The 25,297-nt window shown below is 49.1% G+C and carries 26 protein-coding genes and 1 tRNA gene; 16 read left to right on the top strand and 11 right to left on the bottom strand.

The features are described from left to right. Positions 1–210, bottom strand: a 210-nt coding sequence (locus tag NFR90_RS01690; protein WP_251450027.1) for a hypothetical protein, incomplete at its 3' end; no start/stop codon positions are given. Between the two features lie 313 nt (positions 211–523). Between NFR90_RS01690 and NFR90_RS01685 the strand changes: the two genes are divergently transcribed. Both NFR90_RS01685 and NFR90_RS01680 read left to right on the top strand, forming a co-directional pair. After that, a complete protein-coding gene (locus NFR90_RS01685; RefSeq protein ID WP_251450025.1) occupies positions 524–2,035 on the top strand; it encodes an Eco57I restriction-modification methylase domain-containing protein in 1,512 nt (503 codons plus the stop codon). Then, positions 2,032–2,952: a BsuBI/PstI family type II restriction endonuclease gene (locus tag NFR90_RS01680; RefSeq protein WP_160336190.1), complete on the top strand. Its 921-nt coding sequence runs from the start codon at positions 2,032–2,034 to the stop codon at positions 2,950–2,952. Before NFR90_RS01685 ends, NFR90_RS01680 begins: the two co-directional genes overlap by 4 nt. Before the next feature lie 68 nt (positions 2,953–3,020). Here the strand turns inward: NFR90_RS01680 and NFR90_RS01675 are convergent, their stop codons facing one another. The 3 genes from NFR90_RS01675 to NFR90_RS01665 form a co-directional block, all read right to left on the bottom strand. Then, positions 3,021–4,319: a tyrosine-type recombinase/integrase gene (locus NFR90_RS01675; protein ID WP_251450023.1), complete on the bottom strand. Its 1,299-nt coding sequence runs from the start codon at positions 4,317–4,319 to the stop codon at positions 3,021–3,023. A gap of 216 nt (positions 4,320–4,535) precedes the next feature. After that, positions 4,536–4,629: transfer RNA gene (locus NFR90_RS01670), tRNA-Ser, on the bottom strand. Positions 4,630–4,710: 81 nt separating this feature from the next. Then, a complete protein-coding gene (locus tag NFR90_RS01665) occupies positions 4,711–5,016 on the bottom strand; it encodes a hypothetical protein (protein ID WP_160336188.1) in 306 nt (101 codons plus the stop codon). Positions 5,017–5,161: 145 nt separating this feature from the next. On the opposite strand from NFR90_RS01665, the gene rbr reads away from it, so the two are divergent. Further along, positions 5,162–5,701 carry a rubrerythrin gene (gene rbr, locus NFR90_RS01660; RefSeq protein WP_160336187.1) on the top strand — a complete coding sequence of 180 codons (540 nt, stop codon included), beginning with the start codon at positions 5,162–5,164 and terminating at the stop codon, positions 5,699–5,701. On the opposite strand, the gene NFR90_RS01655 is transcribed toward rbr, so the two are convergent. Then, on the bottom strand, positions 5,691–6,644 hold the full coding sequence (locus tag NFR90_RS01655) for a DMT family transporter (RefSeq protein WP_251450021.1): 954 nt from the start codon (positions 6,642–6,644) through the stop codon (positions 5,691–5,693). The two genes, rbr and NFR90_RS01655, sit on opposite strands and share 11 nt — an antisense overlap. A 206-nt stretch (positions 6,645–6,850) precedes the next feature. Between NFR90_RS01655 and NFR90_RS01650 the strand changes: the two genes are divergently transcribed. The 6 genes from NFR90_RS01650 (at position 6,851) to NFR90_RS01625 (ending at position 11,953) form a co-directional block, all read left to right on the top strand. After that, entirely contained in the window at positions 6,851–7,615 is a 765-nt protein-coding gene (locus tag NFR90_RS01650) for a basic amino acid ABC transporter substrate-binding protein (RefSeq protein ID WP_251450019.1), read from the top strand. A 77-nt stretch (positions 7,616–7,692) separates the two neighbouring features. After that, positions 7,693–8,364, top strand: a complete 672-nt coding sequence (locus NFR90_RS01645) for an amino acid ABC transporter permease (protein ID WP_160336184.1) — start codon at positions 7,693–7,695, stop codon at positions 8,362–8,364. Between the two features lie 38 nt (positions 8,365–8,402). Beyond that, positions 8,403–9,122: an amino acid ABC transporter ATP-binding protein gene (locus NFR90_RS01640; RefSeq protein WP_160336192.1), complete on the top strand. Its 720-nt coding sequence runs from the start codon at positions 8,403–8,405 to the stop codon at positions 9,120–9,122. A gap of 131 nt (positions 9,123–9,253) precedes the next feature. Next, a complete protein-coding gene (locus NFR90_RS01635) occupies positions 9,254–10,255 on the top strand; it encodes an ABC transporter substrate-binding protein (protein ID WP_251450017.1) in 1,002 nt (333 codons plus the stop codon). Positions 10,256–10,269: 14 nt separating this feature from the next. Further along, positions 10,270–11,169, top strand: a complete 900-nt coding sequence (locus tag NFR90_RS01630; protein ID WP_160336182.1) for an ABC transporter permease — start codon at positions 10,270–10,272, stop codon at positions 11,167–11,169. Further along, positions 11,156–11,953 (top strand): ABC transporter ATP-binding protein, encoded by a 798-nt coding sequence (locus tag NFR90_RS01625; RefSeq protein WP_251450015.1) that lies wholly within the window; start codon positions 11,156–11,158, stop codon positions 11,951–11,953. Before NFR90_RS01630 ends, NFR90_RS01625 begins: the two co-directional genes overlap by 14 nt. A 30-nt stretch (positions 11,954–11,983) precedes the next feature. On the opposite strand, the gene tilS is transcribed toward NFR90_RS01625, so the two are convergent. Genes tilS through cysS form a run of 4 tightly spaced genes read right to left on the bottom strand, consistent with a single transcriptional unit; the run spans position 11,984 to position 16,458 of the window. Beyond that, on the bottom strand, positions 11,984–13,426 hold the full coding sequence (gene tilS, locus NFR90_RS01620; protein WP_251450013.1) for a tRNA lysidine(34) synthetase TilS: 1,443 nt from the start codon (positions 13,424–13,426) through the stop codon (positions 11,984–11,986). Further along, positions 13,410–14,378: an acetyl-CoA carboxylase carboxyltransferase subunit alpha gene (locus tag NFR90_RS01615; RefSeq protein WP_251450011.1), complete on the bottom strand. Its 969-nt coding sequence runs from the start codon at positions 14,376–14,378 to the stop codon at positions 13,410–13,412. The genes tilS and NFR90_RS01615 overlap by 17 nt, the downstream gene beginning before the upstream one ends. 9 nt (positions 14,379–14,387) lie before the next feature. Beyond that, positions 14,388–15,041: a DNA-3-methyladenine glycosylase family protein gene (locus tag NFR90_RS01610; protein ID WP_160336178.1), complete on the bottom strand. Its 654-nt coding sequence runs from the start codon at positions 15,039–15,041 to the stop codon at positions 14,388–14,390. Positions 15,042–15,051: 10 nt separating this feature from the next. Then, on the bottom strand, positions 15,052–16,458 hold the full coding sequence (gene cysS, locus NFR90_RS01605; RefSeq protein WP_251450009.1) for a cysteine--tRNA ligase: 1,407 nt from the start codon (positions 16,456–16,458) through the stop codon (positions 15,052–15,054). A gap of 366 nt (positions 16,459–16,824) precedes the next feature. On the opposite strand from cysS, the gene NFR90_RS01600 reads away from it, so the two are divergent. From NFR90_RS01600 to NFR90_RS01570, 7 genes are all read left to right on the top strand, one after another. Continuing rightward, a complete protein-coding gene (locus tag NFR90_RS01600) occupies positions 16,825–17,373 on the top strand; it encodes a tetratricopeptide repeat protein (protein ID WP_251450007.1) in 549 nt (182 codons plus the stop codon). 78 nt (positions 17,374–17,451) lie between these two features. Further along, complete coding sequence (locus NFR90_RS01595; RefSeq protein WP_251450005.1) at positions 17,452–18,009, top strand: peptidylprolyl isomerase; 558 nt, start codon at positions 17,452–17,454, stop codon at positions 18,007–18,009. A gap of 20 nt (positions 18,010–18,029) precedes the next feature. Beyond that, the gene (locus tag NFR90_RS01590; RefSeq protein WP_251450003.1) at positions 18,030–18,521 is read left to right on the top strand and encodes a peptidylprolyl isomerase; all 492 of its coding nucleotides are present in this window, start codon (positions 18,030–18,032) and stop codon (positions 18,519–18,521) included. Further along, positions 18,522–19,310 carry a UDP-2,3-diacylglucosamine diphosphatase gene (locus NFR90_RS01585; protein WP_251450001.1) on the top strand — a complete coding sequence of 263 codons (789 nt, stop codon included), beginning with the start codon at positions 18,522–18,524 and terminating at the stop codon, positions 19,308–19,310. Position 19,311: 1 nt separating this feature from the next. Then, positions 19,312–20,085 carry a TatD family hydrolase gene (locus NFR90_RS01580; protein ID WP_251449998.1) on the top strand — a complete coding sequence of 258 codons (774 nt, stop codon included), beginning with the start codon at positions 19,312–19,314 and terminating at the stop codon, positions 20,083–20,085. Beyond that, positions 20,082–20,729: an ankyrin repeat domain-containing protein gene (locus NFR90_RS01575; RefSeq protein WP_251449996.1), complete on the top strand. Its 648-nt coding sequence runs from the start codon at positions 20,082–20,084 to the stop codon at positions 20,727–20,729. The genes NFR90_RS01580 and NFR90_RS01575 overlap by 4 nt, the downstream gene beginning before the upstream one ends. A gap of 41 nt (positions 20,730–20,770) precedes the next feature. Then, entirely contained in the window at positions 20,771–22,636 is a 1,866-nt protein-coding gene (locus tag NFR90_RS01570) for a peptidase U32 family protein (protein WP_251449994.1), read from the top strand. Here the strand turns inward: NFR90_RS01570 and ccmI are convergent. Both ccmI and NFR90_RS01560 read right to left on the bottom strand, forming a co-directional pair. Further along, complete coding sequence (ccmI, locus tag NFR90_RS01565; protein WP_251449992.1) at positions 22,626–23,522, bottom strand: c-type cytochrome biogenesis protein CcmI; 897 nt, start codon at positions 23,520–23,522, stop codon at positions 22,626–22,628. The two genes, NFR90_RS01570 and ccmI, sit on opposite strands and share 11 nt — an antisense overlap. A 60-nt stretch (positions 23,523–23,582) precedes the next feature. Continuing rightward, positions 23,583–25,205: an ammonia-forming cytochrome c nitrite reductase subunit c552 gene (locus tag NFR90_RS01560; RefSeq protein ID WP_251449990.1), complete on the bottom strand. Its 1,623-nt coding sequence runs from the start codon at positions 25,203–25,205 to the stop codon at positions 23,583–23,585. Positions 25,206–25,297 lie beyond the last annotated feature (92 nt).

Here is a 25,297-nt window from a genome sequence, read left to right as displayed (position 1 = left end):
AGCCAGTTCTGACGCAAGCGTTCGGGCGTGAAATGTGCACAGCTTCTCGCAGTTTGCGGCGTTGACCACAAGCCGTAAGGCGAAGCCCGGCCGTGGACAACGCCGAAGTCCAAAAGCCGAAGGCTTCAAATCAGGTTTTGCAAAGCAAAACCTCCCGAAAAGCTGCTCACAGCTTTTCAAAGCCGAAGGCAAAGCGAGTTGAAAATCCATAAGGATTTTCAAAGGGGTCTGGGGAAATTATTTCCCCAGACGAAAGACAGACAAACAGTTAATGCAGGATCGCCTTCGGGTGCAAATTCTAGAGACTAGAATTTGCACCCAAAGGCCAACCACCGCACTTCGCGCGGTCAAACTGAAGTTTGGGTTCATCCTGCCCACCGCTTCGCGGTCGAAACCTGCGGTTTCGGGGTTATTGGGGTACAGGCAAGAGATATATAACTTTGAAAACAACCTCTATAAAAATTCAATAAAATTAAAAGATCAGTGGCAACAACATTTAAATAGGAATTTATTCTTCTGAGGTATGTTCGGTTTAAAAGAAATAAAGTCAAATATCGTTAGTTATGTAAGTCAACAAACTAATGACTATATGAAGGAAATGCCCAAGGCGCTCAGAAAGAATTATGGTCAATTCTTTACGAGTGCTGAAACCGCAATTTTTATGGCCGGGCTTTTTGCAATTCCTAAAAAAAAGGTTCTTACTATTCTCGATCCCGGAGCAGGAGCTGGAATTTTATCAGCCGCTATCATAGAACGATTACAGGCGTTAAAGGATGTAGAACGTATAGAGCTGACTTGCTATGAGAACGATAAAAACATCATTGAACTATTACGTTCTAATCTTGAATGGGTTTGTAATAATTCAAATATCAAAATTGTCTATTCCATAATTACCGAAAACTACATACTTTCCCAGAAAGAAGAATATAACAGGATTTCAGAATCTCCATCGGGTGGAAAAGAAAAGTTTGACATAGTAATAGGAAACCCTCCATATCTGAAAATAGGAAAGGATGCGCCAGAAGCTCTTGCAATGCCCGACGTTTGTTATGGTGCACCAAATCTCTATTTTCTTTTTATGTCGATGGCTATATTTAATTTATGTAGCAATGGAGAACTCGTCTTTATCATTCCCAGGTCGTGGACGTCCGGTGCATACTTTAAGAAGTTCAGAGAAAAATTATTCCAGACTGTATCATTAACCAACATTCATCTTTTTGTAAGTCGAGATAAAGTCTTTGAGCAAGAAAACGTTCTTCAAGAGACGATTATTGTCAAAGTAAAGAAATGCACAAATAAACCAACCCATGTGAATATCTCAACAAGTAATAGCAACTCGGATTTTCATAAGTTAACGACGTTTAATGCTCCCTACAATATTGTTGTCAACGGAGAGGACAATTATGTTTTTTTGGCTACTAATAAGTCCGAGGTTGAAATATTGCGAAAATTAAATTCCTTTTCTTATACTCTTCCGGTTATAGGCTTGCGTATGAAAACTGGAATTACGGTCGATTTCCGAAATAGAGATTTTCTGAGAAGCGCCCCTGATGACGAGACTATTCCGTTGTTCTATTCTCAACATATTCATAATGGTGAGGTTACCTTTCCTATGGGTAAAAAGTACGAATACCTTTCCTCGTCCCGAAAGGGGCTTCTTCAAAAAAGTACAAATTATTTGTTCGTAAAAAGGTTTACAGCAAAGGAAGAACACCGTAGATTGCAGTGTGGAATTTACCTGGCAAAGAGATTCCCTCAATATTCTCAGATCAGCACTCAGAATAAGATTAACTTTATCTGCGGAAAGAAGGAGCTTTCTGAGACTCTTGTTTATGGTCTTTATGTCATCTTTAATTCGTCTTTATACGATTCGTACTATCGTATTCTGAATGGTTCAACACAAGTTAATTCTACCGAGATAAACAAAATGCCCGTCCCCTCCATTAAGGTGATTGACGAAATGGGAAGGAAATTACTTCTCTCTAATGACTTATCTGAGAGAAATTGTAATGAGATTCTTAAGGAATACACATGAGCAAAATCGGTGATGTCAAGAGCATCCTTCAAATTCTGCAAGTTCCGCCTAATCAGCAAAGTGACTTGTGTTGTTTGGTCTTATTAGCGATGGCCAGCATAAAAGAAAAAAACTCGTGGAAGCAAGTGCAAAACAACTGGATACGTATCCATGATGTAATCCAGTTCATTAAAGAAAACTATAACGTCACTTATGCAGAGAACAGCAGGGAAACTATAAGAAAACAAGCGATGCATAATTTTAGAAATGCCGCTTTTATAGAGGACAATGGAGTCGCGACTAATAGCCCAAATTACAGATATCGGCTGACAAACGAAATGGTGGAATTACTTCACACTTTTGGAAGTTCTGACTGGCTAGGGAGCGTAAAAACGTTTCAAGAGAGCCACGAATCACTAATTTCTCTCTATTCTTCCAAGCGCAATCTGGAAAAACTTCCAGTGAAAATTAATGACTCATTATTTACTCTCTCTCCAGGAAGGCACAATCAACTCCAAAAAGCAATTATTGAAGAGTTTGCTCCTCGATTTGCGCCTAACAGTGAGTGCATATATGTTGGTGATACGACAAAAAAAGATTTAGTGAGGAACGATCAAAAATTACGGAAGCTTGGCTTTGATATATCTGTACATAGCAAAATGCCCGACGTTGTTTTTTATTCATCCAAAAAAGATTGGCTTTATTTTGTTGAAGCTGTGACATCAGTAGGCCCTATTAGCCCAAAAAGAGTGAAGGAGATTGAAGAAATGACAACAAAAGTAAAAGCCGGAAAAATCTATGTCACAGCATTCATGGACTTTAAAACTTTCAAGAAATTCTCCGAACAAATTGCATGGGAAACCGAAGTTTGGATTGCAGATATGCCAGACCATATGATTCATCTCAACGGAGATAAATTTCTTGGGCCAAGAACTTGATGTTTTTTATGGTAGGGCTAAGCAACTTGATCTTTTTTAGTCACTGTAGGAGAGCAAATTCATCGTTGTCAATTCAAAAGCTGAGTACAAAACTCTCCCCATTCCTCCATAATCCTGCGTCGTTCGTGTTCCATTTTGCTGCGATCGTAAGCGCCCTTGTACGGGTCAGCCCGATCATGCAGTAGGCAACGCTCTACAGCTTCCTGATCGAACTTTTTATTATTTCCTAGTTCGTCGTCCTTTGCCCATGTTCTGAAAGCAGATCGAGCAGTACCGTGTTGAGTGACGATGCACTCTTTTCCGGTTCTGGAGGACTTTTCTCTATCAATCCAACCGGTCTGATCAATCATTTTTCTCCGAGCATGTGCCTTGCGGATGACTTGATTCATAGCCATGTCCGAATAAGGTTTCCCGTAGGCGTTGCAAAAAACATACGGGCTTTCAGAAAATCTTGGAACCTCTTTGAGAAGGCAGACGGCTGCCGAATTGAGGTAGATAGTTCGCTCCCGGTTTAAATCTTTTGCCTTGTCATCCTCAAGAGGAATGTTCCAGATTCTTTTTTCCAGATCAAAATCGGCCCATTTTGCATTCCGGATAGCCTTTGATCTCGCTGCCAAGAAAATTGAAAGAAGCAGCATTTCTGACGACCGACTGTGTAAAGCTGAAATTTCCTGGACGAACTTTGGAATTTCGTGGAAGTCCAACCCAGAAAAATTTTCTTCTGCCTTACGTGTTTTTTCATACGGCTCCATAAGGACTCCCAGCGCTCCATTCCACTCAGCAGGATTTTCTCTGTTTTGTCTTAGACGCAGAGCAATAGACCATCGGAAAATTGCACGAACATCTGCAAGAACTTTTGACGATGTTGAAGGACTTCTGTTCCATATCGGAAGCAGCATATTTTTAATATCCTCCGGCTCAATTCCATCAATTTTCATTTCTCCTATATGTGGGAGAACATGGTTATAAAGACGACTGAGAGTGTTGGACTCGCCTTTTAGGTTATATCGCCAATAGTTTCCGGCTTTTCTTTCAGCAACCCATTGGGTGGCAGCATCGGAAAACGTTAATTGCTTCCTTTTCTTTTCTTCAGCAGCCTTTTTTCGAGCCAATCGTTTTTCTTCAGCAGGGTCCTCGCCTAAAGCAACTTTTTTAAGAAGATCATTTGCCAAACTTCTGGCATCAGCTAAAGATAATGAGTCAGCAGAACCTAAGGAAATCGTTTTTCGTTGACCGTTAACGCTATAACGAAGGAAATATTTCTTTATTCCTTTTACAACGCGCAACTGTAGGCCTTTGCAGCCGGACACGGTGTAACGACCGTCATCCTTTATTTTTTTGATTGCAATCGCACTTGTCAGAATCATTTTCACCCTCAAATTCTAAAGTGTTTTTTGCGTTTCTAAGGTGTTATTTAGGAACCAAAATTGGTTCCTAAGTGGGAACCAATTTGTTTGCGATTCAATGAATATTTATGACATCCAATGATATCCAATAACATAACGTAACGAGAAGAAACGCCCGTCGTTATTGGCATTATAGATATTCAATGATAGTCAATGAGAGCTTATGAAATAACGGGATGGCGGAGAAGGAGGGATTCGAACCCTCGAGACCGGTTTTTGCCAGTCTGCACCCTTAGCAGGGGTGTGCCTTCAGCCACTCGGCCACTTCTCCGCACAACTGATCGAACGATCAAGAGAGCCGTATTCTATAGGCAAATTTTATTTTTTGCAAACCCTCCAAACTTTTTGATTTCTACTTCTGTGCCTGGCCGCCTTCTACACAGTGAAACCGTATCACGGCCGAAGCTCTTTGCGCCTGATAATCAAAGATCCTGTTCTTGTCCGTCACGTAATACACCTGAGGCACGAGACCCTCTTTTATTCCTTTGCAATAAAGAGCAGCCTGATCCTTTAACCCTTGTACAACAACCTCGCCTTTCATCGTAAAGTCGAAATATCCGGATATCTCATAGTCATTCTGACCAATCTGCTGAGTCGACCAGCTGCAGGCGCATAAACTGACCGCCGCGCAAAAGAGTAAAAAAATATTTCTCCGCATTTTTGAAAATGTCCGTAAATTGTGATGCCGCATCCTATTATTGAGCAAACTGATTTGTCTCTTATTGTTAAAACGCCCTTTTTGGTTTATAACGCTCAAAGATTTTTTATATTTCATCCCCTTATCTATAAAAAGGAGTCATCAAATGACAAAACCTTTAGCCGGTACAAAAACCGAGAAAAATCTTTGGACAGCGTTCGCTGGTGAATCTCAGGCTCGTAATAAATACGACTACTTCGCCGGCGTAGCCAAGAAAGAAGGCTTCCAGCAGATCGCGGCAATCTTCGAAGAAACCGCTGCTAACGAAAAAGCACACGCCAAAATTTGGTTCAAGGAACTTCAGGGTATCGGCAACACAGCAGAAAATCTGAAAGCAGCTGCCGGCGGCGAACACTACGAATGGACCGACATGTACGAAACATTCGCTAAGGACGCTGAAGAAGAAGGCTTCCCCGAACTCGCTGCTAAATTCCGCGGCGTCGGCGCAATCGAAAAACATCACGAAGAACGCTATCTCAAGCTTCTGAATAACATCGAAATGCAGAAAGTCTTCGAAAAGAGTGAAATCGTTATGTGGCAGTGCCGTGAGTGCGGCAACCTTGTCATCGGCCCCCGTGCTCCTGAAGTCTGCCCTGTCTGCTCTCACCCGCAGGCTTACTTCCAGCTGCAGGCCACTAACTTCTAATCTTCGCTTTATGCTCGGCTTCCGCGTCTCTGAAACACTTCAGTGACAGCGATACGCCGACTAGAAGAATGATAAGACCCAGAACAAGCGTCCAATCGGGCGCTTGTTTTCTATATATGAGTGTGTAAATCACCGAAAAGATTGTCTCAAAGACAATCATCTGACCGCTGAGCGCAACAGGAAGCCGAGCGCTCATCAGATTCCAGAGCGCCATGCCGCCCCATCCGCACGCAATCCCGGCAACAAGAAGAAGGAAAATAAACAGCCCGGGAGTCGGCCCGAGCAGCGACTCCCCAGCCTCAATCCGCTCAGCACTCATCACCAAAAAGATCAGCAGCGTCGCGGGAAAAATGCTTGCTCCCTGAACCGTTGTCCAAACGACAGGCGGAACCTTGGGATGACGAATCAGCCACTGCCCGTTCTTAATCGGAAACCAAGTCCATAACAGCATGGAAATAAAACTGAAAGTAAAGCCGATCCAGTAATCGCTCGCCGACATACTGTCCCGAACCATCGAAAACTCTTCTATGTTTCCAACCCACAAACCGAGAAGAATCAGAAGAAGCGGCGGAATCAGCTTTTTCCAGGGAAGCACGATCCCGTTGCCCGCACGGTTGGAAAGCAGCGCAACGTTAAGCGGAATAAGCGCCATCAGCATTCCGGAAGTAGGAACGCCTGCCATGCGGATGCCTTGAGTCAAAAAAGCGTAATAAACCGCATTCCCGAAAAAGGAAAGACAAAACGCCCATAGCCAGTCCCTGAGCGTGAGCTGCCCAAGATAGCGGCGAAAGCAGTAAATCATCACAAGGCTCGCAGCCCCAAATACTGCAAACCGTGACATTGCAAGAGAGATAGGATCATAGCTCGGCAGCAAAAGAGGAATGATATAAATCAGCCCCCAGAGCGCACAGCCCGCGACACCGTAAAAAACACCAAGCCACACAGAAACCTCCCAAGTCCGTCCCTAATCTGCGATCACCTGACTTCTGGTCCGGAAAATCCTCCGGAGCAGCATAAACCTATCGAATTATCTAATCATTTGTCATCAAATAACGTCTTATTAAATTAAACTAGGAACAATGTGTACTCGTTCTCCTCCAAGGGAACATTTATTAATTTATTAGGATTGTGATGTTTAAAAGAACACTCTTGACCTTACCCCTGGCCGCAGTTTTGGGCGCCTCGCTCCTTTCCGGATGCGGTGACAAAAAAGCTGAGACCGCATCTGCGCCTGCTCAGCAGCAGGTTCTCCGCATCGGTACGAACCCGACTTTCGCGCCGTTTGAATTCCAAAGCCCCAATTCCAGCGAACTGACTGGTTTTGACATGGATTTAGCTCGTGCGCTCGGAAAAGAAATGGGCCGTAAGGTTGAGCTCGTCAATCTCGGTTTTGACGGTCTGATCCCTGCTCTCGGCGCAGGCAACATTGACCTTGCAATCTCCGGTATGACAATTACCGAAGCTCGCAAGAACGCTGTCGATTTCTCCGACCCCTATTACACCGCCGGTCTGATCATCATGGTTCGTCCTGATGACAACCGCATTAAAGGCATCAATGACCTGCAGGGCAAGAAGATCGGCGTACAGATCGGTACCACCGGCGCTAACAAGGCGCTGACTATCAAAGGAGCTGAAGTCAAACAGTTCAACAACGCTGATGAACTCAACCTTGAGCTTGCCAATAAAGGCGTGGACGCTGTGATCAATGACCAGCCGGTTATCGCTTACTATCTGGTCAGCCAGGGCGGCGAAGGCAAAGGTAAGATGGTCGGTGAAATCATGGAAGCTGAACTTTACGGCGTAGCCGCTAAGAAAGGCAACCAGGCTTTGATCAAACAGGTCAATGAAGCCCTTGCCGCACTGAAGAAATCCGGCGAATACGACAAGATTTACAAGAAGTGGTTCGGCGCTTAATCCGAAAAGTCTGACAGTGGCAGGAACCTATGTTCCTGCCGTTCTCATATCTTCATCTTTGATTTGAAATAATAACAATGGCTGTGGATCTGAACCTAAGCATTATTACAGACAACCTGCCTCTCCTCCTAAAAGGCGCAGGCGTTACACTCGAAATCACCGCACTTGCTGTTGGACTCGGTCTTCTGATCGGTATGTTCGTCGGTGTCGCCAGACTTGCAAACAATAGACTGATCCGCGGACTCGCCGCTGTCTACGTTGACTGTATCCGAGGCACTCCTCTGCTGGTACAGATTTTCATCGTCTACTTTGCCCTGCCTCAGCTTATCGGCCACCGTATCGACCCGTTTATGGCCGCCGTCGGAGCCTGTTCCATTAACAGCGGCGCCTATGTCGCAGAAATCTTCAGAGCCGGTATCCAAAGTATCGACAAAGGACAAATGGAAGCGTCCCGCGCACTCGGTCTCAGCTGGTTCAAAGCAATGCGCTTTGTCATCATGCCGCAGGCGTTTAAACGCATTATTCCGCCGCTCGGCAATGAATTCATCGCCATGCTGAAAGACTCGTCTCTTGTTTCTGTGATCGGCTTCGAGGAACTGACAAGAACCGGTCAGCTGATTATTTCCAGAACATATGCGTCCTTCGAAATTTGGACGGCCGTTGCGATCATCTACTTGGTCATGACAATAGCTATCTCCAGATTAGTTGCTCTTCTTGAGAAACGCTTTAACAAAGGCAGAAAGAATTAATTATGAGTACAACCCAGACAACATCTGAACCGCGCACAATGATTAAAGTCGAACACCTCAGTAAGAAGTTCGGCGATGTCACGGTCCTTCACGACGTCAACCTCGAAGTTAAGGAAAAAGAAGTCGTTGTAATTATCGGACCTTCCGGAAGCGGTAAAAGTACCATCCTGCGCTGCCTGAACCATCTCGAAGTGCCCAGCGGCGGCAAAATCACAATCGACGGGATTGTGCTCGAGGAAGGAGCAAACCTGAACGCCATCCGCCGCGAGGTCGGGATGGTTTTCCAGCGCTTTAACCTCTTCCCGAATATGTCGGTCCTCGAGAACATCATGCTCGCTCCGATGCAGGTCAGAGGAAAAACAAAGGAAGAAGCCAAGGCAAAAGCAATGGCGCTTCTCAAACGAGTCGGTCTTGAAAATAAAGCCGACTCAATGCCTGATGAGCTCTCCGGCGGTCAGCAACAGCGAGTCGCGATCGCCCGAGCACTCGCCATGAATCCTCAGGTCCTTCTTTTTGATGAACCGACCAGCGCGCTCGACCCGGAAATGGTTAAGGAAGTTCTCGACGTCATGAAGTCGCTTGCCCGTGAAGGCATGACAATGGTCGTTGTCACGCATGAAATGGGATTTGCTAAAGAAGTCGGAGACCGTGTTCTTTTCGTCGATAAAGGCGTCATCTTGGAAGAAGCTTCTCCGGAAGAATTCTTTACGAATCCGAAGAATCAGAGAACCAAGGATTTCCTTTCCAAGATTCTTTAATCCGTGCCGGACATAAAGGCGGAAATCCACGGTGATTTCCGCTTTTTTATATCTGTCCTTTTTGAGCCGTGAAATAAAATAGTTAAAATTAGTTCAATATTTCGCAAAAACTCCCAAAATAGAGTCAAAAAATGAAAATTTCTCGTTTATGCCTTTTGGCGGCATCCCTCACTGCCGCCTTCATGCTCACAGCTTGTGATGACAAGAAAGCAACCCCTGCGGCCGCCGGCAGCACACCTGCCGCTAAGACTTACAGCATCGGCGTTGTTCAGCTCGTAGAACACAAAGCCCTTGATGCGGCAAATAAAGGCTTTGTGGACGCATTAAAGACCCGCGGCTTCGAAGAAGGAAAGAACGTGAAGTTTGACTTCCAAAACGCACAGGCTGATCAGTCCAATCTGAGAAATATTGCTCAGCGATTTGTCAGCAATAAAGTTGATCTGATCGGCGCGATCGCGACGCCGGCCGCTCAGACAATGGCGAACGCTACCCGTACGATTCCGATCGTCGCAACCGCCGTGACAGACTTCGAAATCGCAAAGCTCGTTAAATCCAACGACAAGCCCGGCGCCAACGTGACCGGTTCTTCCGACATGGCCCCGATCGGTGATTTAGCGGATCTCATTATCAAGATTTATCCGAACACTAAAAACGTCGGCGCTATCTACTCTTCAAGCGAAATTAATTCCGAACGCCAGGTCGGTATCTTTAAAGATGAAGCAAAAAAACGCGGACTCAACGTGCGTGAGGCAACAGTGTCCAGCGTGAACGATATTCAGCAGGCCACACAGAGCTTGGTCGGCAAAGTCGATGTCCTCTACTCCCCGACGGACAACACCATCGCTTCGGCAGTCCCCGCGCTGATTAAGATCACTGAACCCGCTAAGCTTCCGGTATTTGCCGGTGAAGGCGGCATGGTTAAATCCGGCGCCACCGCCGCTATTGCGGTTGACTACTATGAACTCGGCAAGATCGCCGGTGACATGGCCGCCGACATCCTCGAAGGAAAGGCTAAGCCCGAATCAATGCCAATCCGCTTCCAGAAGGATTTCAAAACGCTCTTTAACGAAACTTCCGTTAAGAATCTTGATCTGAAGATTCCCGCGGATGTTAGCCACGAGATCGTTAAGTAGTAGAAGGTTTTTGAATGCAGGATTTAATTATTTCGACAGTCTCTCAGGGACTGCTCTGGGCCATCATGGCGCTTGGCGTGTTCCTGACCTTCAGAGTTCTTGATATCGCCGACCTGAGTGTGGAAGGAACGTTCCCGCTCGGTGCGGCGGTCGCGGCAACCCTGATCGATGCAGGTCACTCCGTCTGGCTCGCAATGCTTATGGCGATCATTGCCGGCGCTATTGGCGGAACGGTAACCGCGCTGCTCACAACAAAGCTTAAAATTCCGGCCCTTCTCGCCGGTATTCTGACCATGATCGGACTCTACTCGGTCAACTTAATGGTTATGGGCAAAGCGAACGTACCGCTGCTTCGCGCTGATACTGTCTTTACGATGACAATGGACGCTTTCGGCGTCTCTCAGACAGTAGCGACTCTTATTGTCGGGATTGTGGCAACCGCCGCTGTCGGCTTTGTCATGTACTGGTTCTTCGGCACCGTCCTCGGTACCGCGATCCGTGCCACCGGCTGCAATGCCCAGATGGCAAGAGCCCAGGGCGTCAATACCGATATCATGGTCATTCTCGGCCTGCTGATCAGTAATGCGCTGGTCGCGCTCTCCGGCGCGCTCGTCGCTCAAAGCAACGGCTTTGCGGACGTCGGCATGGGAACGGGTACCATCGTCATCGGTTTGGCTTCCGTCATTATCGGTGAAGTGCTTTTCGGCACAAGAAGCTTTAAGAACTGGCTGATCTCTGTTGTTCTCGGCTCCATTATCTACCGTATCGTCATTGCGGTTGTTCTGGAGCTTGGTATGCCGCCGAACGATCTCAAACTCTTTACCGCCGTACTTGTTGCGATCGCACTTTCTCTGCCGCTGGTAAAAGGCAAATTCGCCATTCTGAAAAAAGGAGAAAACGATGCTAGAGATTAAAGATCTGAGAAAAACGTTTTTTCCGCATACGCCAAACGAGAAAAAAGCGCTCCGCGGCGTCAATCTGACACTCGAGGAAGGTGACTTCGTCACAGTTATCGGCTCCAACGGTTCCGGCAAATCTACACTGATGAACTGCATCGCAGGCGTGTTCTTCCCGGATAAAGGTTCGATCCGAATCAACGGAGACGATGTCACACGCATGCCAGAACATATTCGAGCACGCTACATCGGTCGCGTCTTTCAGGACCCGATGAAGGGTACAGCCGCAGAAATGCAGATTGCCGAAAACCTTGCCATGGCAAGCAGACGCGGCAAACCGCTTTCGCTTCGCTGGAGTTCAAGCGCCAATCAGATTGAGGAGTTCAAAGAACTGCTCAGGGAGCTTGATCTTGGTTTGGAGAACCGTCTCGAAACGCGTATCGGAACGCTTTCAGGCGGTCAAAGACAGTCCATCACGCTGCTTATGGCAACTCTGGTTCGTCCGAAACTTTTGCTGCTTGATGAACACACGGCGGCCTTGGATCCGAAGACCGCGGAAAAGGTTCTTGAACTCACGCAGAAACGTGTCTCCGAGGGACACCTCACGACACTTATGATCACGCATAACATGAGGGACGCGCTGCGCTTTGGCAACCGTCTCATCATGATGCACGAAGGCCGTGTCGTCGTAGATGTCGGCGGAGAAAAGAAAAAGAATCTGACCATCCAATCGCTTCTTGAGCTCTTCGAGAAGGCAAGCGGAGCAGAATTCGACAATCCTGAGGCGCTGCTGACGCCTTAACAGTACAGCCGGCGAACGCCGGCTGTTTCTTTATAAAAGACTGAGTTCGGGATTTTTTACGAACTCCATGCTGTACTTCTCACTTCCGTCATCATCTAGTTTTTCTCGGATTTCTTCTCCGAGTCGGGCGGCAAAGATGAGTTTTCCGTTACGCCATATCAGAGGAAGATGAGCTCTTTCAAAATCCGGGATCTTGGCTTCTTTGTAGAGAACCTTGATTTTTTTAGACGGACGGAACGGATGAATCTTTAATTTCGCGCTGCCGCTTCTCGTTTTAACCGTCAGCGGCATAGCCTTTAAATACGTTTCATTAAAGCCTATGGGATTTTTTTTAAATACCAGCCTGCCGTCAAAACCTGGAAGATCAATACTTTCTTCTCCCTGCCATTGAATAACGAGCTCCGGAATCGTTTCCTGCTTTTCCTTTGCCGTAATCATCAGTCGGGCTCCGTAGCGACGCACCTCTTTATCATTAGACGTAAAAAGGAGCACGCTCTGTTTGTCCGTCTCTTTAATTTGTCTCAGAATTTCCAGAAGTCGATTCCTCTGCAGCGGCTTAAGTCCATGAAGACTGATCCATAAGCGAAGCAGTCTTGTCTGACGAGCAGCAGACAGTTTGAAGAAACGATCAAGCAAAATGAATCCGGTCTCATGCTCGCTCACCTCTTTCAGATCTTCCGCCGCTGTCTCCCTTAATATCTGTGAGGCTTCCGCTACGAGTTCTATGCTGCGCTGGGCGGCCGTCTTAAAGCCGGGACGAGCCTTTTCCATCTCCGGAATCACAATGTTTCTCAGAGCGTTACGCAGATAAGCCGTATCTTCATTGCTTTCGTCTTCCACCCATTGGAGATGTTTCTTGACGGCGTACTCTTCGAGTTCTTTGCGCGTGAACGCCAAAAAAGGACGTGCGATAACTACGCCGCTGTCCGCCTTGAGAGCGGGCATTGCGGATAAACCTTCGGGACCCGCGCCCCGCATCCACTGAATGAGGAAGGTTTCAATCTGATCGTCGAGATGATGCGCGGTTAATAGTGCTGAAGCACCCTGCTCTTTAAGAACTTCTTCGAGGACTCGATAGCGCTCTTTTCTGGCAGCGGCTTCTATACCTTCGCCGGAAGACACAACTTTGACCTTGCGCAGGACAAATTCCGCGCCGAATTTTTTCGCGGTATCTTGGCAGAATTCTGCCCATGCTCCGGCATTCTTAGAGAGACCGTGATGAACGTGGACCGCGGTAATGCGTCCGAATTTCTTATCTTTAAGACGAGTGACCGCGTGAAGAAGGACCGTGGAATCAAGGCCGCCGGAAAAGGCGACCACCACATTGGGAAGCGGGTTTTGGCTTGCGATCTCAAGCCTTCTGTCTTTATCAGACAGTTTCCCGGAAATTGCTGCCAGCGACTCACTCACTCGAGTGGTAATCGCCGGCGTTCTGTGTCGTTTAGCAGTTTTGATATCAGGCTTCGGTGACATATTTCCCGTAATCCATCAGCTTCTGATGGCGTTTTTCAAGGAGTTCCTCCACGCTCAGATGTTTGAGCGTGCGAAGCGAATCATTCAGCGAGCGCTTCAGATTCTGCGCCATCAGTTCAGGATCACGGTGCGCGCCGCCGAGCGGCTCCTCTACGATTTTATCAATGAGCCTACCTTCAAAAAGCTGAGGCGCGGTCAGTCCGAGCGCTTTGGCCGCGTCCGGCGCCTTTGCGGCGCTCTTCCACAGAATGGAGGCGCAGCCCTCGGGCGAAATAACGGAGTATGTGGAGTACTGAAGCATCTGGACGATGTCGGCGACCGCGATTGCAAGCGCGCCGCCTGAGCCGCCTTCACCGATGATCGTTGTAATAATCGGCGTCTTAAGCTGACTCATCACATAGAGGTTGTGTCCGATCGCTTCCGACTGTCCGCGCTCTTCGGCACCAATGCCGGGATAAGCACCCGGGGTATCCACAAAGGTGAAAATCGGCATGCGGAACTTCTCTGCGGTCTGCATCAGGCGAAGTGCCTTACGATAGCCTTCAGGTCGGCTCATACCAAAGTTTCTCAGCGTACGCTCTTTGGTGTCTCTGCCTTTCTGATGACCGATCACCATCACGGGTTCACCGTTAAAGCGCGCCATCCCGCCGACGATCGAAGCGTCGTCCGCATAAGCTCTGTCTCCGTGCAGCTCATGAAAATCGGTAAAGAGCATGCGAATATAGTCGAGCGTATAAGGACGCTGCGGATGACGCGCAAGAAGTGAAATAGCCCAGGGCGAAAGCTTGGCAAAGATATCCTTGAGCAGTTTGAGCTTCTTTTTCTCCAGCCGATTGATATCGCTCTGAAGCTCCATGCCTTCGGATTTTTCATTCATTTCCCGAAGCTCCTGAATTTTTTCTTCGAGCTGAGCTGCGGGTTTTTCAAATTCCAAATAAGTAATTTTTGTCATTTTTTGCCTTTAATACTGAACCGGAGCGTTATTCAGACTTCGCCACAGATACCACGTCGCCGCGGTTTTCCATGGCTCCCAACGCTGCACAACGGGAAGAATTTTATTCTGACGTTCTGACGCTGAAAGACTGTCAAATTCTTCGCCTGCGAAGTAAGCTCTGCCGATTGCTTTTACAAAACCGTAGTCTAAAAGAGGCGAAACGTTCGGACGCCGAAGCGCAAAAATTAGAAACATTTCTGCAGTCCATCGGCCGATTCCCTTAATGGTGCAGAGCTCCTTTATCAGCTCTTCATCGGAAAACTCTTCAAAATGATTGACTACGTCCTGACGCTCGGAAAAATAGCGGCATATGTCGTAAATAAAATCTGTTTTACGTTCGGAAAGACCGGCAGCGCGCAGCGTTCTGCGATGCTTTCTGCGAATGACTTCCGGGTCTAGATTCGGACAGGCCGCGGCAAAGCGATTCCAAATGTTCGCCGCGGCTTTTACTGATATCTGCTGACCGACCACCGAGCGCAAGAGCGTCTCAAACGGATCGCCGCGGCAGATCAGGTGAACGTCCGGACTCGATTCAATGAGCGCGGCCATCACCGGATCGGCAGCCGAGAGTTCTCTCTTAGCCTGATCCCACCACTGCGGCTTATCGTCTGTCGCTGCCATAAAACACGACCTATGCGGAAGGCTGACCCTTACGCCATGTGGTCACGCCTCCGGGCGCATCTTCAAGAATGATGCCTTTATCGCTGAGCTCTTTACGAATCTCATCGGCGCGCGCCCAGTTTTTTGCCGCTTTGGCTTCTTTACGCTCTTGAATCATGGATTCGACCCAAGCCTCGTCGACTTCGGCCACAGCGCCTTTCACAAACACTTCCGGATCCAGCTGAAGAATACCGAGAACTTTGCCAAGTTCTTTAAGCTGTCTAGCAAGAACGGAAGACTTCGTCGCGTTCACTGCGTTAGCGAGTTCAAAGAGAACAGCCACCGCGCCGGCGGTGTTGAAATCCTCGTCCATCGCTTCTTTGAAACGCTTGGCGTGCTCTTCATTCCAGTCAAGCGGCTGATCATCCGCAGCGGTGCTCTTGAGCGCGTTGTAAAGGCGCATCAGACCTGCGTGAGAGTCCTCGACAAGCGCCGCGGAGAAGTCAATCGGGCTGCGGTAATGAGACTTCAAAAGGAAGAAGCGCAGTGTTTCGCTGCCGTTCTTTTCGCCGTAGTGCTCATTGGTTTCCTTCATCGCGTCGCGAATCGTCCAGAAGTTACCGAGAGACTTGCTCATTTTCTCGCCATTCACACGAAGCGGACCGGAATGCATCCAGGTGTTGACAAACTTCTTACCGTTTGCGGCTTCGCTCTGAGCGATTTCATTTTCATGGTGCGGGAAAAGCAGATCCGGACCGCCGCCGTGAATATCGAACGTTTCTCCAAGCAGGTCGCAGCTCATCGCCGAGCATTCGATATGCCAGCCGGGACGTCCCTTGCCCCACTTAGAATCCCACATCGGCTCACCGGGTTTAGCGCTCTTCCAAAGCGCAAAGTCCAGCGGATCTTTCTTAGCCGCGTCAACCTGCACGCGTTCTCCGGGCTGAAGCTCGTCGACTTTCTTGCCGGAGAGGCGTCCGTACGGAGCAAACTTGCGAACGGAGTAATCCACGTCGCCGTTTTTATCCTGATACGCGTAGCCTTTTTCTTCCAACGTCTCGATCAGAGCAAGCATCTTAGGAATGTACTGTGTCGCTCTCGGTTCTACCGTCGGGCCCAAGCAGCCGAGATTTCTGAAGTCTTCCTGCATGCGCTCTGTATATTTCTTAGCCAGTTCTTCAGGAAGCACGCCGCGCTCAGCTGCGCGTTTAATAATCTTGTCGTCGATATCGGTCACGTTGCGGATGAACTTGACGTCATAGCCGCTTGCCTGCAGCCAGCGGCGAATCACGTCAAACGCGATAAATGTTCTGCCGTGTCCGATATGGCAGTCGTCATACACCGTCACGCCGCAGACATACATCCCGACTTTTCCGGGTTCGATCGATTGAAACGGTTCTTGCTTGCGCGTCAGTGTGTTGTAGATTTTTAATGCCATCTTTACCTTCTTTAAGGTTGTCAACGGACAGTCTGCAGTCCGCCCAGGATAATTTTTTGATTTTATCAGACAGGTCCGTAACTCTCCGCGTGAGAAATGCAATTTCAGGCGTCTTCGGAATCCGTTCGCTCAATAAATTCGACAATTGACAAAAGTCACTGCGGAAAGACCAGAATGACTCAAGTTTCCATGCACGGAGCCGCTATTAATCTTTACTGTGAGAAGGCCGCTTGATGAAGAGCGCCTCAAAAGCAAAAAATCATATTCTTTTGTTAACAAAATTTGTTTTCAGCCGAGCTTGAGATTTTGGCTAAAAAATCCGTCTAACATTAAAATTCTTGGCATTTAATTCAATAAGGTTAAGTAATGCGCTTGGCAAAATTATTGGTCACTTCCGCTCTTTCCCTCGGATTATTTTCCGCTGCGGCTTATGCTCAGGATGCCGTGCCGCTTTTCGGAGACAGTACGCCTGAAATTATTAATCCGGCCCGCTCGGTTAATCAGCTCATTTCCCGCGGTAAATATAAGGATGCGCTCGAGCTGGCCGATAAGGAACTCGCAACCAACCCCCAGAACCTGAATCTTCGCTTCCTGCGCGGCGTTATCTTCGCTGATACGAACAGAACAGAGGAAGCAAAAACGGTATTCGAGCAGCTCACGCGTGAGTACCCCGAAGTCGCCGAACCCTACAACAACCTTGCCGTGATTTATGCGAGCGAAGGAAACCTCGGCTATGCGCAGAAACTTCTTGAAAGAGCGATCCAGAACGGCGCGATGAACGCTACAACATACCAAAACCTTGGCGATATCTATCAGGCTAAGGCGCTTCAGATGTTTGAGAAATCCTCAAGACTGAATCCGAAAAATGCCACTCTGAAAAAGAAAATAAAGGCACTCAAAGAGATAGACGAATAAGCCTTTGCCTGCTATGGGTGCAATGAATTACCAGAGAGTCAATACCGACTCAGAATTTTTGATTTGGACAAAAGAAATATGAACGCAACAAAAAAAATCGTCGCAGCCGTCCTGCTGAGTGCAGCCTCTGCTGCGTCCTTTGCCGCTCCGATGGTTGAAATCAACACCACGGAAGGAAAAATTGTCGTTGACCTCAACAGCAAAGCGGCTCCGGTCACGGTCGATAATTTCCTGAAATACGCCAATTCCGGTTTTTACAACGGAACCATCTTCCACAGAGTCATCAATAACTTCATGATTCAGGGCGGCGGCTTTACCAAAGACATGAACCAGAAGAAAACCGGCGCCCCGATCAAACTCGAAGACAAGAACGGTCTTAAAAACACCGTCGGCTCTATCGCGATGGCAAGAACCAATGACCCGAACTCCGCGACAAGTCAGTTCTTCATCAATCTGAAGGACAACGACTTTTTAAACGGCGACTCTTCTAAGGACGGCTATGCAGTTTTCGGAAAAGTTGTTCAGGGCATGGACGTAGTCCGCAAAATCGGCCGCACGCCGACCACCAGCCGCGGATTCTATGATGACGTTCCTTCCAGACCCGTTATTATCGAAAGCGTTAAAGTTCTTAAGTAATTAGTTATAAGGAAAAAGAAATGATTCGTTTAGAAACAAATTTCGGCAACATCGACATCGAACTCGATTACAAGAATGCACCGGTCACTGCGGAAAACTTCGAGCAGTACGTCAAAGACGGTCACTATGACGGTCTGATTTTCCACCGCGTCATCCCCGGCTTCATGATCCAGGGCGGCGGCTTCAAGCCCGGCATGGATGAAGTCCCGACACGTGATCCGATCCGCAACGAAGCCAACAACGGTCTTTCCAACGAGAAGTACACCATCTCCATGGCCCGTACAATGGATCCGCACTCCGCTTCCGCTCAGTTCTTCATCAATGTCGCTGACAACAAGTTCCTTGACTTCAAGAGCGAAACCATGAACGGCTGGGGCTACGCCGTATTCGGCAAAGTTGTCGCCGGTTTTGACGCAGTCGATAAAATCGCTACTGTCCGTACCGGCCGCGTCGGCTACTACGACGATGTTCCCAACGAAGACGTCATTATCAAAAAAGCTGAGGTTATCTAAGTGGCATTAAGCGCAGCGGCACCTTCGGAAATTTGTGTTTCCAAGATTCCTGTTCTTCTGAACCCGGTGTTTATCGCGGACCTTCATCTCTCGAACGACAAACCGGCGACTAAGGAAGCTTTTCTAAAGTTTCTTAAAACGGACGCCGCTCGCTTCAGCGAGCTTGTCATTCTCGGAGATCTCTTTGAGTTCTGGGCCGGAGATGATATGGCTGAGCAGTATGTCGACGTGATCAGCGCGCTGAAGCAGTACTTCAGCGACGGACATCGAATTTATCTCATGCACGGCAACCGCGATTTTCTGCTCGGCGCGGATTTCGCCGCTTCGATCGGCGCGCAGATTCTCTGCGACCCGATCACGGTTCAGATCGGTCGGGAAAAAGTCCTCTTGTCTCACGGCGATGCCTGGTGCACGCTTGATCATGATTATCAGCAGTTCCGAAGCACGCTGCGCGATCCGGCGGTACAGAAGCAAATCCTCAAGGAAGAGCTGAAGTATCGCGTCGAACTGGCCAACGGACTTCGCTCACAAAGCAAAGCCGATAACCAAAAGAAAGACGCCGCATATATGGATGTGGTCGTTTCCGAAGTCGCGAAGTCACTTCGCTCCGCAGGATGCAAAGTCGTCATCCACGGCCATACGCATAAGCCCGCTCACCATACGCATGTGAACGAGGACTCGCGTTTTGACCGCTGGGTACTTCCCGATTGGGACTTCGAGAACGGCAATCAGCGCGGCGGCTATCTGAGCTTTGAAAACAACTATATTCATTTCGGACACCTGAGCTGAAATGCTGATCGATTCACACTCTCACATTGACAGCGACTGCTTTGCGGACATGCTGCCCGAGCTCTTTGAGCGCATGAAGAAAGCGGATGTCGCTGGAACTCTGATCGCGGGCTGTTCGCTTCACGAATATGAACGCGGTCTGAAATTCACGCAGGAGCATGCCAATACTTGGTATGCGGTCGGCGTTCATCCGAGTACGCATGACGATCCTCATGAGGCGTCAATTGAAGAACTCGTCGAATTGTCCAAACCGGAGAAAATCGTCGCGATCGGTGAATGCGGTCTTGATTACTACTACGAAGAAGCGCCGTATGACGATCAGAAGGAGCGCTTTGCGCGGCACGTAGAGGCCGCAAAAATCGCGAAACTGCCCCTGATCATCCACTCAAGAGACGCGAAAGAAGACACGATGGACATTCTTCGTTCGCACGGCGCCGATCAATGCGGCTTTGTACTTCACTGCTTCACCAGTGACAAAGAAATGGCGCGGGCGGCGCTTGACCTTGGCGGATATATCTCTTTCTCCGGCATTGTCACCTTTAAGAACGCCGCTCAAATCCAGGATGTCGCCTCCTGGGTACCGGAGGATCGCTTCCTTGTGGAAACCGATTGTCCGTATCTTGCTCCGATCCCGTATCGCGGCAAACAAAATGAACCTTCCTACGTCAGACTGGTCGCCGAGAAGGTCGCCTCACTCAGAGGTGTTTCACTTGACGAGGTCGCTGACGCCTCGACGAGAAACTTTTTTAAGCTTTTCAGCAGAGCTACATTATGATTTTGAAGCATTTTTCTGCGGCAGCTGCCGCCCTTTTATTCAGCGTGTCGGCTTATGCCGGCAGCTATGATGAAGCGATAACAGCAGCCGTCACCAACGACGCAGACACACTTGCGCCCCTTTTAGAAAAAGGCCTGGATCCCAACACGGCAACGACTGGCGGAACAGGTGAGCCGCTGCTTATGCTTGCGATTCGCAACCATTCCGGGAAAGTGGTCGATCTGCTTTTGAAGCAAAAAAATCTGAAGATTGATCAGGGCAACGCGCTGAACGAGACGCCGCTTATGATCGCGGTCTTCTTAAAAGACAACCCGCTCGCCAAGAAGCTGATCGCCAGAGGCGCGAACATCAATAATCCGCGTCATTGGTCTCCGCTTCACTATGCCGCCTCTGCCGGCAATAAAGATATGGTCGCCTATCTGATCAGCAAGGGCGCGGACGTTAACGCGCGTACCCTGCGCGGCATCACGCCGCTCTACATGGCAGCGCGCGAAGCCGACGCTAAAACCGTCCAAATGCTTCTTCAGGCCGGCGCTCGCAAGGATTTCTGCACCAATGACGAACTCGCGCCGTACGACATCGCTAAACAGCGCCGTAATTCGGAAGAAGTGCTGAAACTGCTCGAATACGATCACTGCCGTTAAAAACCATCTTTTTACGGAGCCCGCATGCGGGCTCGTTTCTTATGAACAATATCCTCGAACTTCTCGCGCCGTGTAAAACCGCGGACATCGGTATTGAAGCCTTCAAACACGGAGCTGACGCCGTCTATATCGGCGGCCCGCTTTTCAGCGCGAGAGCCAACGCCGGCAACAGCATCTCGGAAATTGAACGGCTGTGCGCTTTCGCACACCGCTTTAACGGCCGCGTCTATATGGCGCTGAACACTATTTTCAGCGACAGGGAGCTCGAAGAAGCGGCCCGGCTTGCGCATGAGGCATACGACGCAGGCGTTGACGCCCTGATTGTTCAGGATATGGGTCTGCTCATGTGTGATCTTCCGCCGATTCAGCTGCATGCGTCCACTCAGTGCGATATTCGTACGGTGGAAAAAGCGCAGTTTCTCGAATCTGTCGGCTTCTCTCAGATCGTGCCGGCGAGGGAGCTCACGCTTGAAGAAATCCAAGAGATGTCACAGGCGCTCACCCATGCGAGGATCGAATTCTTTATTCACGGCGCGCTCTGCGTCAGCTACAGCGGCCAATGCTACGCCAGCCAGGCCTTTAAAGGCAGAAGCGCCAACCGAGGCGACTGCGCGCAAATCTGCAGACTCCCCTTTGATGTACAGGAAGAGAACGGAGAGACGCTGTGCCGCTCCAGACACGTTCTTTCCCTGAAAGACAACAATCAGTCAGGCAACCTCGAAGCGCTGATCAGAGCGGGCGTCAGAAGCTTCAAAATCGAAGGACGCTACAAAGATCTCTCCTACGTTAAAAACACTACCGCTTTCTATCGCAGAGAAATCGACCGTTTTATCGAAACGCATCCGGAATTTGAACAGGAAAGCGACGGCCGCGTAACCTTAAATTTCGAGCCGTCACTCGAGAGCGCTTTTAATCGAGGCGCGACCGACTACTTTACAAACGGCAGAAGCGACAGGATGAGTGCCGCGGATACACCGAAAAATTCTGGTTCTGTGATTGGTTCGGTGAAATCCGTATCCAGAAACTCATTTACTGTAAAAACCAAAGAAGAACTTCATAACGGAGACGGTTTAACCTTCTTCAGCGACACGGGCGAACTTTCCGGTTTCCTGATTAATCGAGCCGAATTTATCGACGAAGGCCTCTGGGAGGTATTTACGCGCGAACCCTGCGTCTCCATTCCGGGATTAAAACCCGGTCTCAAACTCATGCGCAATAAGGACGCGCAGTGGGTCAAAAAGATGAATGCAGAAACCGCGCTTCGCAAAATCCCGATCCGTATTGAAGCCAAGATGGATGACAGGGGACTTACGCTTTGCGCTGAAGACGGTCAGCACCATCGGGCTGAAATCCGAAGTGACGCGGATCTTGCGGACGCAAAAAACGAAGAACGGGCCAAGGAGCAGCTGCTCAGCTCGTTAAAGAAACTCGGAAACTCCGACTTTACTGCCTCTGATGTTTCGCTTCAGTGCGAAGCGGTGAAGTTCCTCCCCGCCTCCGCCATGAATCAGCTCAGACGAGATTTAATTAAAAAGCTGGAAAAGGAACGCCTTGCCAAGCGTCCGATCCTTCAGAAGGCTTCTGAAAACAGCGCCCAATATCCGATTCAGGAACTCGACTATCACGCCAATGTGATGAATAGCAAAGCACGTGAGTTTTACGAGAAACACGGCGCGCATATGAATCAGGAAGCTTTTGAAAAAGGACTCGGCGACACGGAGGCAGAAGTTATGCGCTGCCGCTACTGCATACGGCACGAAATGAATATCTGTCCGAAGCAGGCCAAAGCCAGAGGCGAGAAGATTAAGCCGACACCTCTTGTTCTAAAAAGCGGAAAAATTAAGATGACCGCCTACTTTGACTGCAAGCGCTGTGAGATGTCGCTCAGAGCGCATGTCAGCGAATAAACATCGAACCGAAACTCATAGATTCCCGATTGCGGGCATCCGATATCGCGTCGAGGATTTGAGCGGCTCGGGGGGACTCTCGTCCGATCAGTTCAAGAAGCGTGCTCCAATACCGCACTGCGGTACGGTAATCACCTAATGTGTAAGCCGCGCTTCCGCCAATCTCAAGAATATGCGTGTCTTCAGGCGCAATCGTGAGCGCTCGTTCAATTTCTTTCATTGCATTGCCGCTTTGCATCGGGTCATGCGTGTCAAGCATCAGAAGCGCTCTCTGAAGAATGTGACCGGGCTCAGACGCAACGCCTCGGGGAGAATATTCAAAGGCCTTGTTCATCGCTTCCAGCGCCTTGCTCGGCTCTTGTCGGGAAGCATGATAGTTTGATAAGGACACCCAGGCGCGGACGTCCTTAGGAGATTCTTTAAGATATTTTTGAACCGTTTTGGCGTACGACGCGTCATATTGTTCTGTCTTCTGCGCGTTCGGTGTTCCGCAGTAGTTATTTAGCGACGGATTGGCAAATAGAAAATAGAGGCTCAGCGCAAGAATCGGAAGCAGCAAAAGAATTGCTTTTGATGCGCAGTCGGACCATATCGGAGCGGTTACCGAGAGAGCATCATCTGTGGCGTTTTCTTCAAGCGCTCTGCGTTCAACCTCACGCACAGCGCTTTCAAACTGCATCTGAGTAATGCGGCCGCAAGCGAGATCGGCGTTAAGTTCGTTTAGTTCGTCGCGATAGACGATTCGGTTCAGCGTAAGCGCGTCGGAAGCTGAGTCGCTGCGGCGCTTTGCCGAAGATTTAAAGCCGCGCCAGACGGCGGCTTCCAAAATAAGTAAAAGACCGACAGCCGCTCCGTAAAACAAAATTTGGGACATGTTGTCGGTCATAGTTTTCTCCTGAGCACTGTCCCGCTCGGGCGGGACAATGCTGTGGGTTAATGCAGAAGCTTACTTGGCGGCTGCGGGAGCTGTTTTAGCAGCGACCGCGTCGCGAAGAAGTTTCGTTGCCTGCTGAGAAGCCTGAACGGACTTAGCTAAAGAAGCCTTCGCCTGAGGCATATTGTGGAACCAAGCGCCGTTGGCGGCAGTCCACCATTCCCAGTTGGTGTGCGCAACAGAGTGCAGATCCTGAGCCTGTTTGATGACATCGGGGCTGACGCCGGCGTCTTTAGCCTGACGGAACGCGATGAACATCTGATTCATCGAACCTTCGGCTTCGCGCAGTTTGCCCATGTAATGAGCGTTCATGGAGTCAAGCACGCGGTTCATCTGAGCTTCGCTCTTATCTTTGTGGCACTGCAGGCAGGTTTCCTGGATATAAGCTCTCGGAGTCGTTGCCCAGTGAGATGTATAGGCGTTTCCGTTCGCATCTTTGACCTTCGGCATATGGCAGGCAGCGCAGCCGATACCGAGTTTGTCATGCTTGGAATTCCAGAAGATTTCAGCATCCGGATGCTGCATCTTTGTCAGAAGCGCACCGGTCTGATTGTGCTTGAAGTCCTTGAAAGAAGCGTGTTTGTAGAAATCATCGATCTTCGTGACGTCAACCAGCGGGAAGAGATTCGTACGCGGATCATCCATCTTAATGGGCTTGCCGGTCGAGGGATCTGTACCCGGGTTGCAGTTGTATTCAACGTGGCACTGAGCGCACATCAATTTGCTGTCAGACTTTCCGAGGATAGCAATCTTGCGGGTAAAGCCGCGCAGACCCATATCCTTCACTTCGATCGGTGTCTTGTTAGCCGATTCCGAATACAGAGTCGGATAGTCGGTGCGTGTCATCGCCTGGATCAAAGCGTCTCGAACAACACGCGGTTTAGCGCTGTGCGGATCATGACACATATTGCAGTTCACAGAGTGATTGATGTTGTGTACCAGATCGACCGGATTGGAAGCTCTGCTCCACTTGGCTCCGGCTTTAGGATCACCAAGGTAGGCCCAGTCCATCATGACGTCAGTCGATTTACAGGTCCAGCAGACGGGATTGGCGGCTGCGGCTGTACCGGGCTTATGCGGCTTCTGAGCGTTGCCTTCGACGGTGTCGTTCAGCTTTTCCCATACGCCGAAGAATCCGCCTTCGTCACCGCTGAAGAGCCAGCCTTCTTTGGGCTCAAAACGTCCGCCGAAAGCGCGGTCGCAAATGAACTGGTCGACGGCGGCAAACGCATGAGATCTCGGCAGATCATGCTCCTTCACAAAGCCGTGCGCTCCGAGCGCTTCGTCAAAGAAGGGGTTCGGCGCGATGTTGCCGTAATTCTTCTTGGAGTCACGCGCAGTGCGGTGATAATTAACTTTGTACATCGAATCGAACTGGTTCTGATGACAGGTGCCGCACTGCTGCGGGTTCATCGAAACGGTCGGATGCTGTTTCTGATTCTTCAGATGTTCGGCAGTACCATCATGGCAGGTTGTGCAGGCCAGCTGTTCATGTTTGGATCCGCTGTGCATTGCGCCGATATTGGCATGACATGCTGTACAGTTGGCATCTGCTGCCGGAGCCGCGTATGCGCTGCCAAAGAAACCGAGCAGTGAAAGGGCGGCCGCAAGGGGTAGAAATTGTAGTTTTCTCATAGTTAGGCCTTAGGATGTATGCAACAAAAGGGGCTACTGCAGGTTTAAGTTTCTCGTAAGAATTGAATAATGAAAAGAGGAATACCCACAAA

Source organism: Parasutterella muris (assembly GCF_943193095.1).
Taxonomy (GTDB): Bacteria; Pseudomonadota; Gammaproteobacteria; order Burkholderiales; family Burkholderiaceae_F; genus Parasutterella; species Parasutterella muris.
This window is presented reverse-complemented; position numbering and strand designations above follow the sequence as displayed.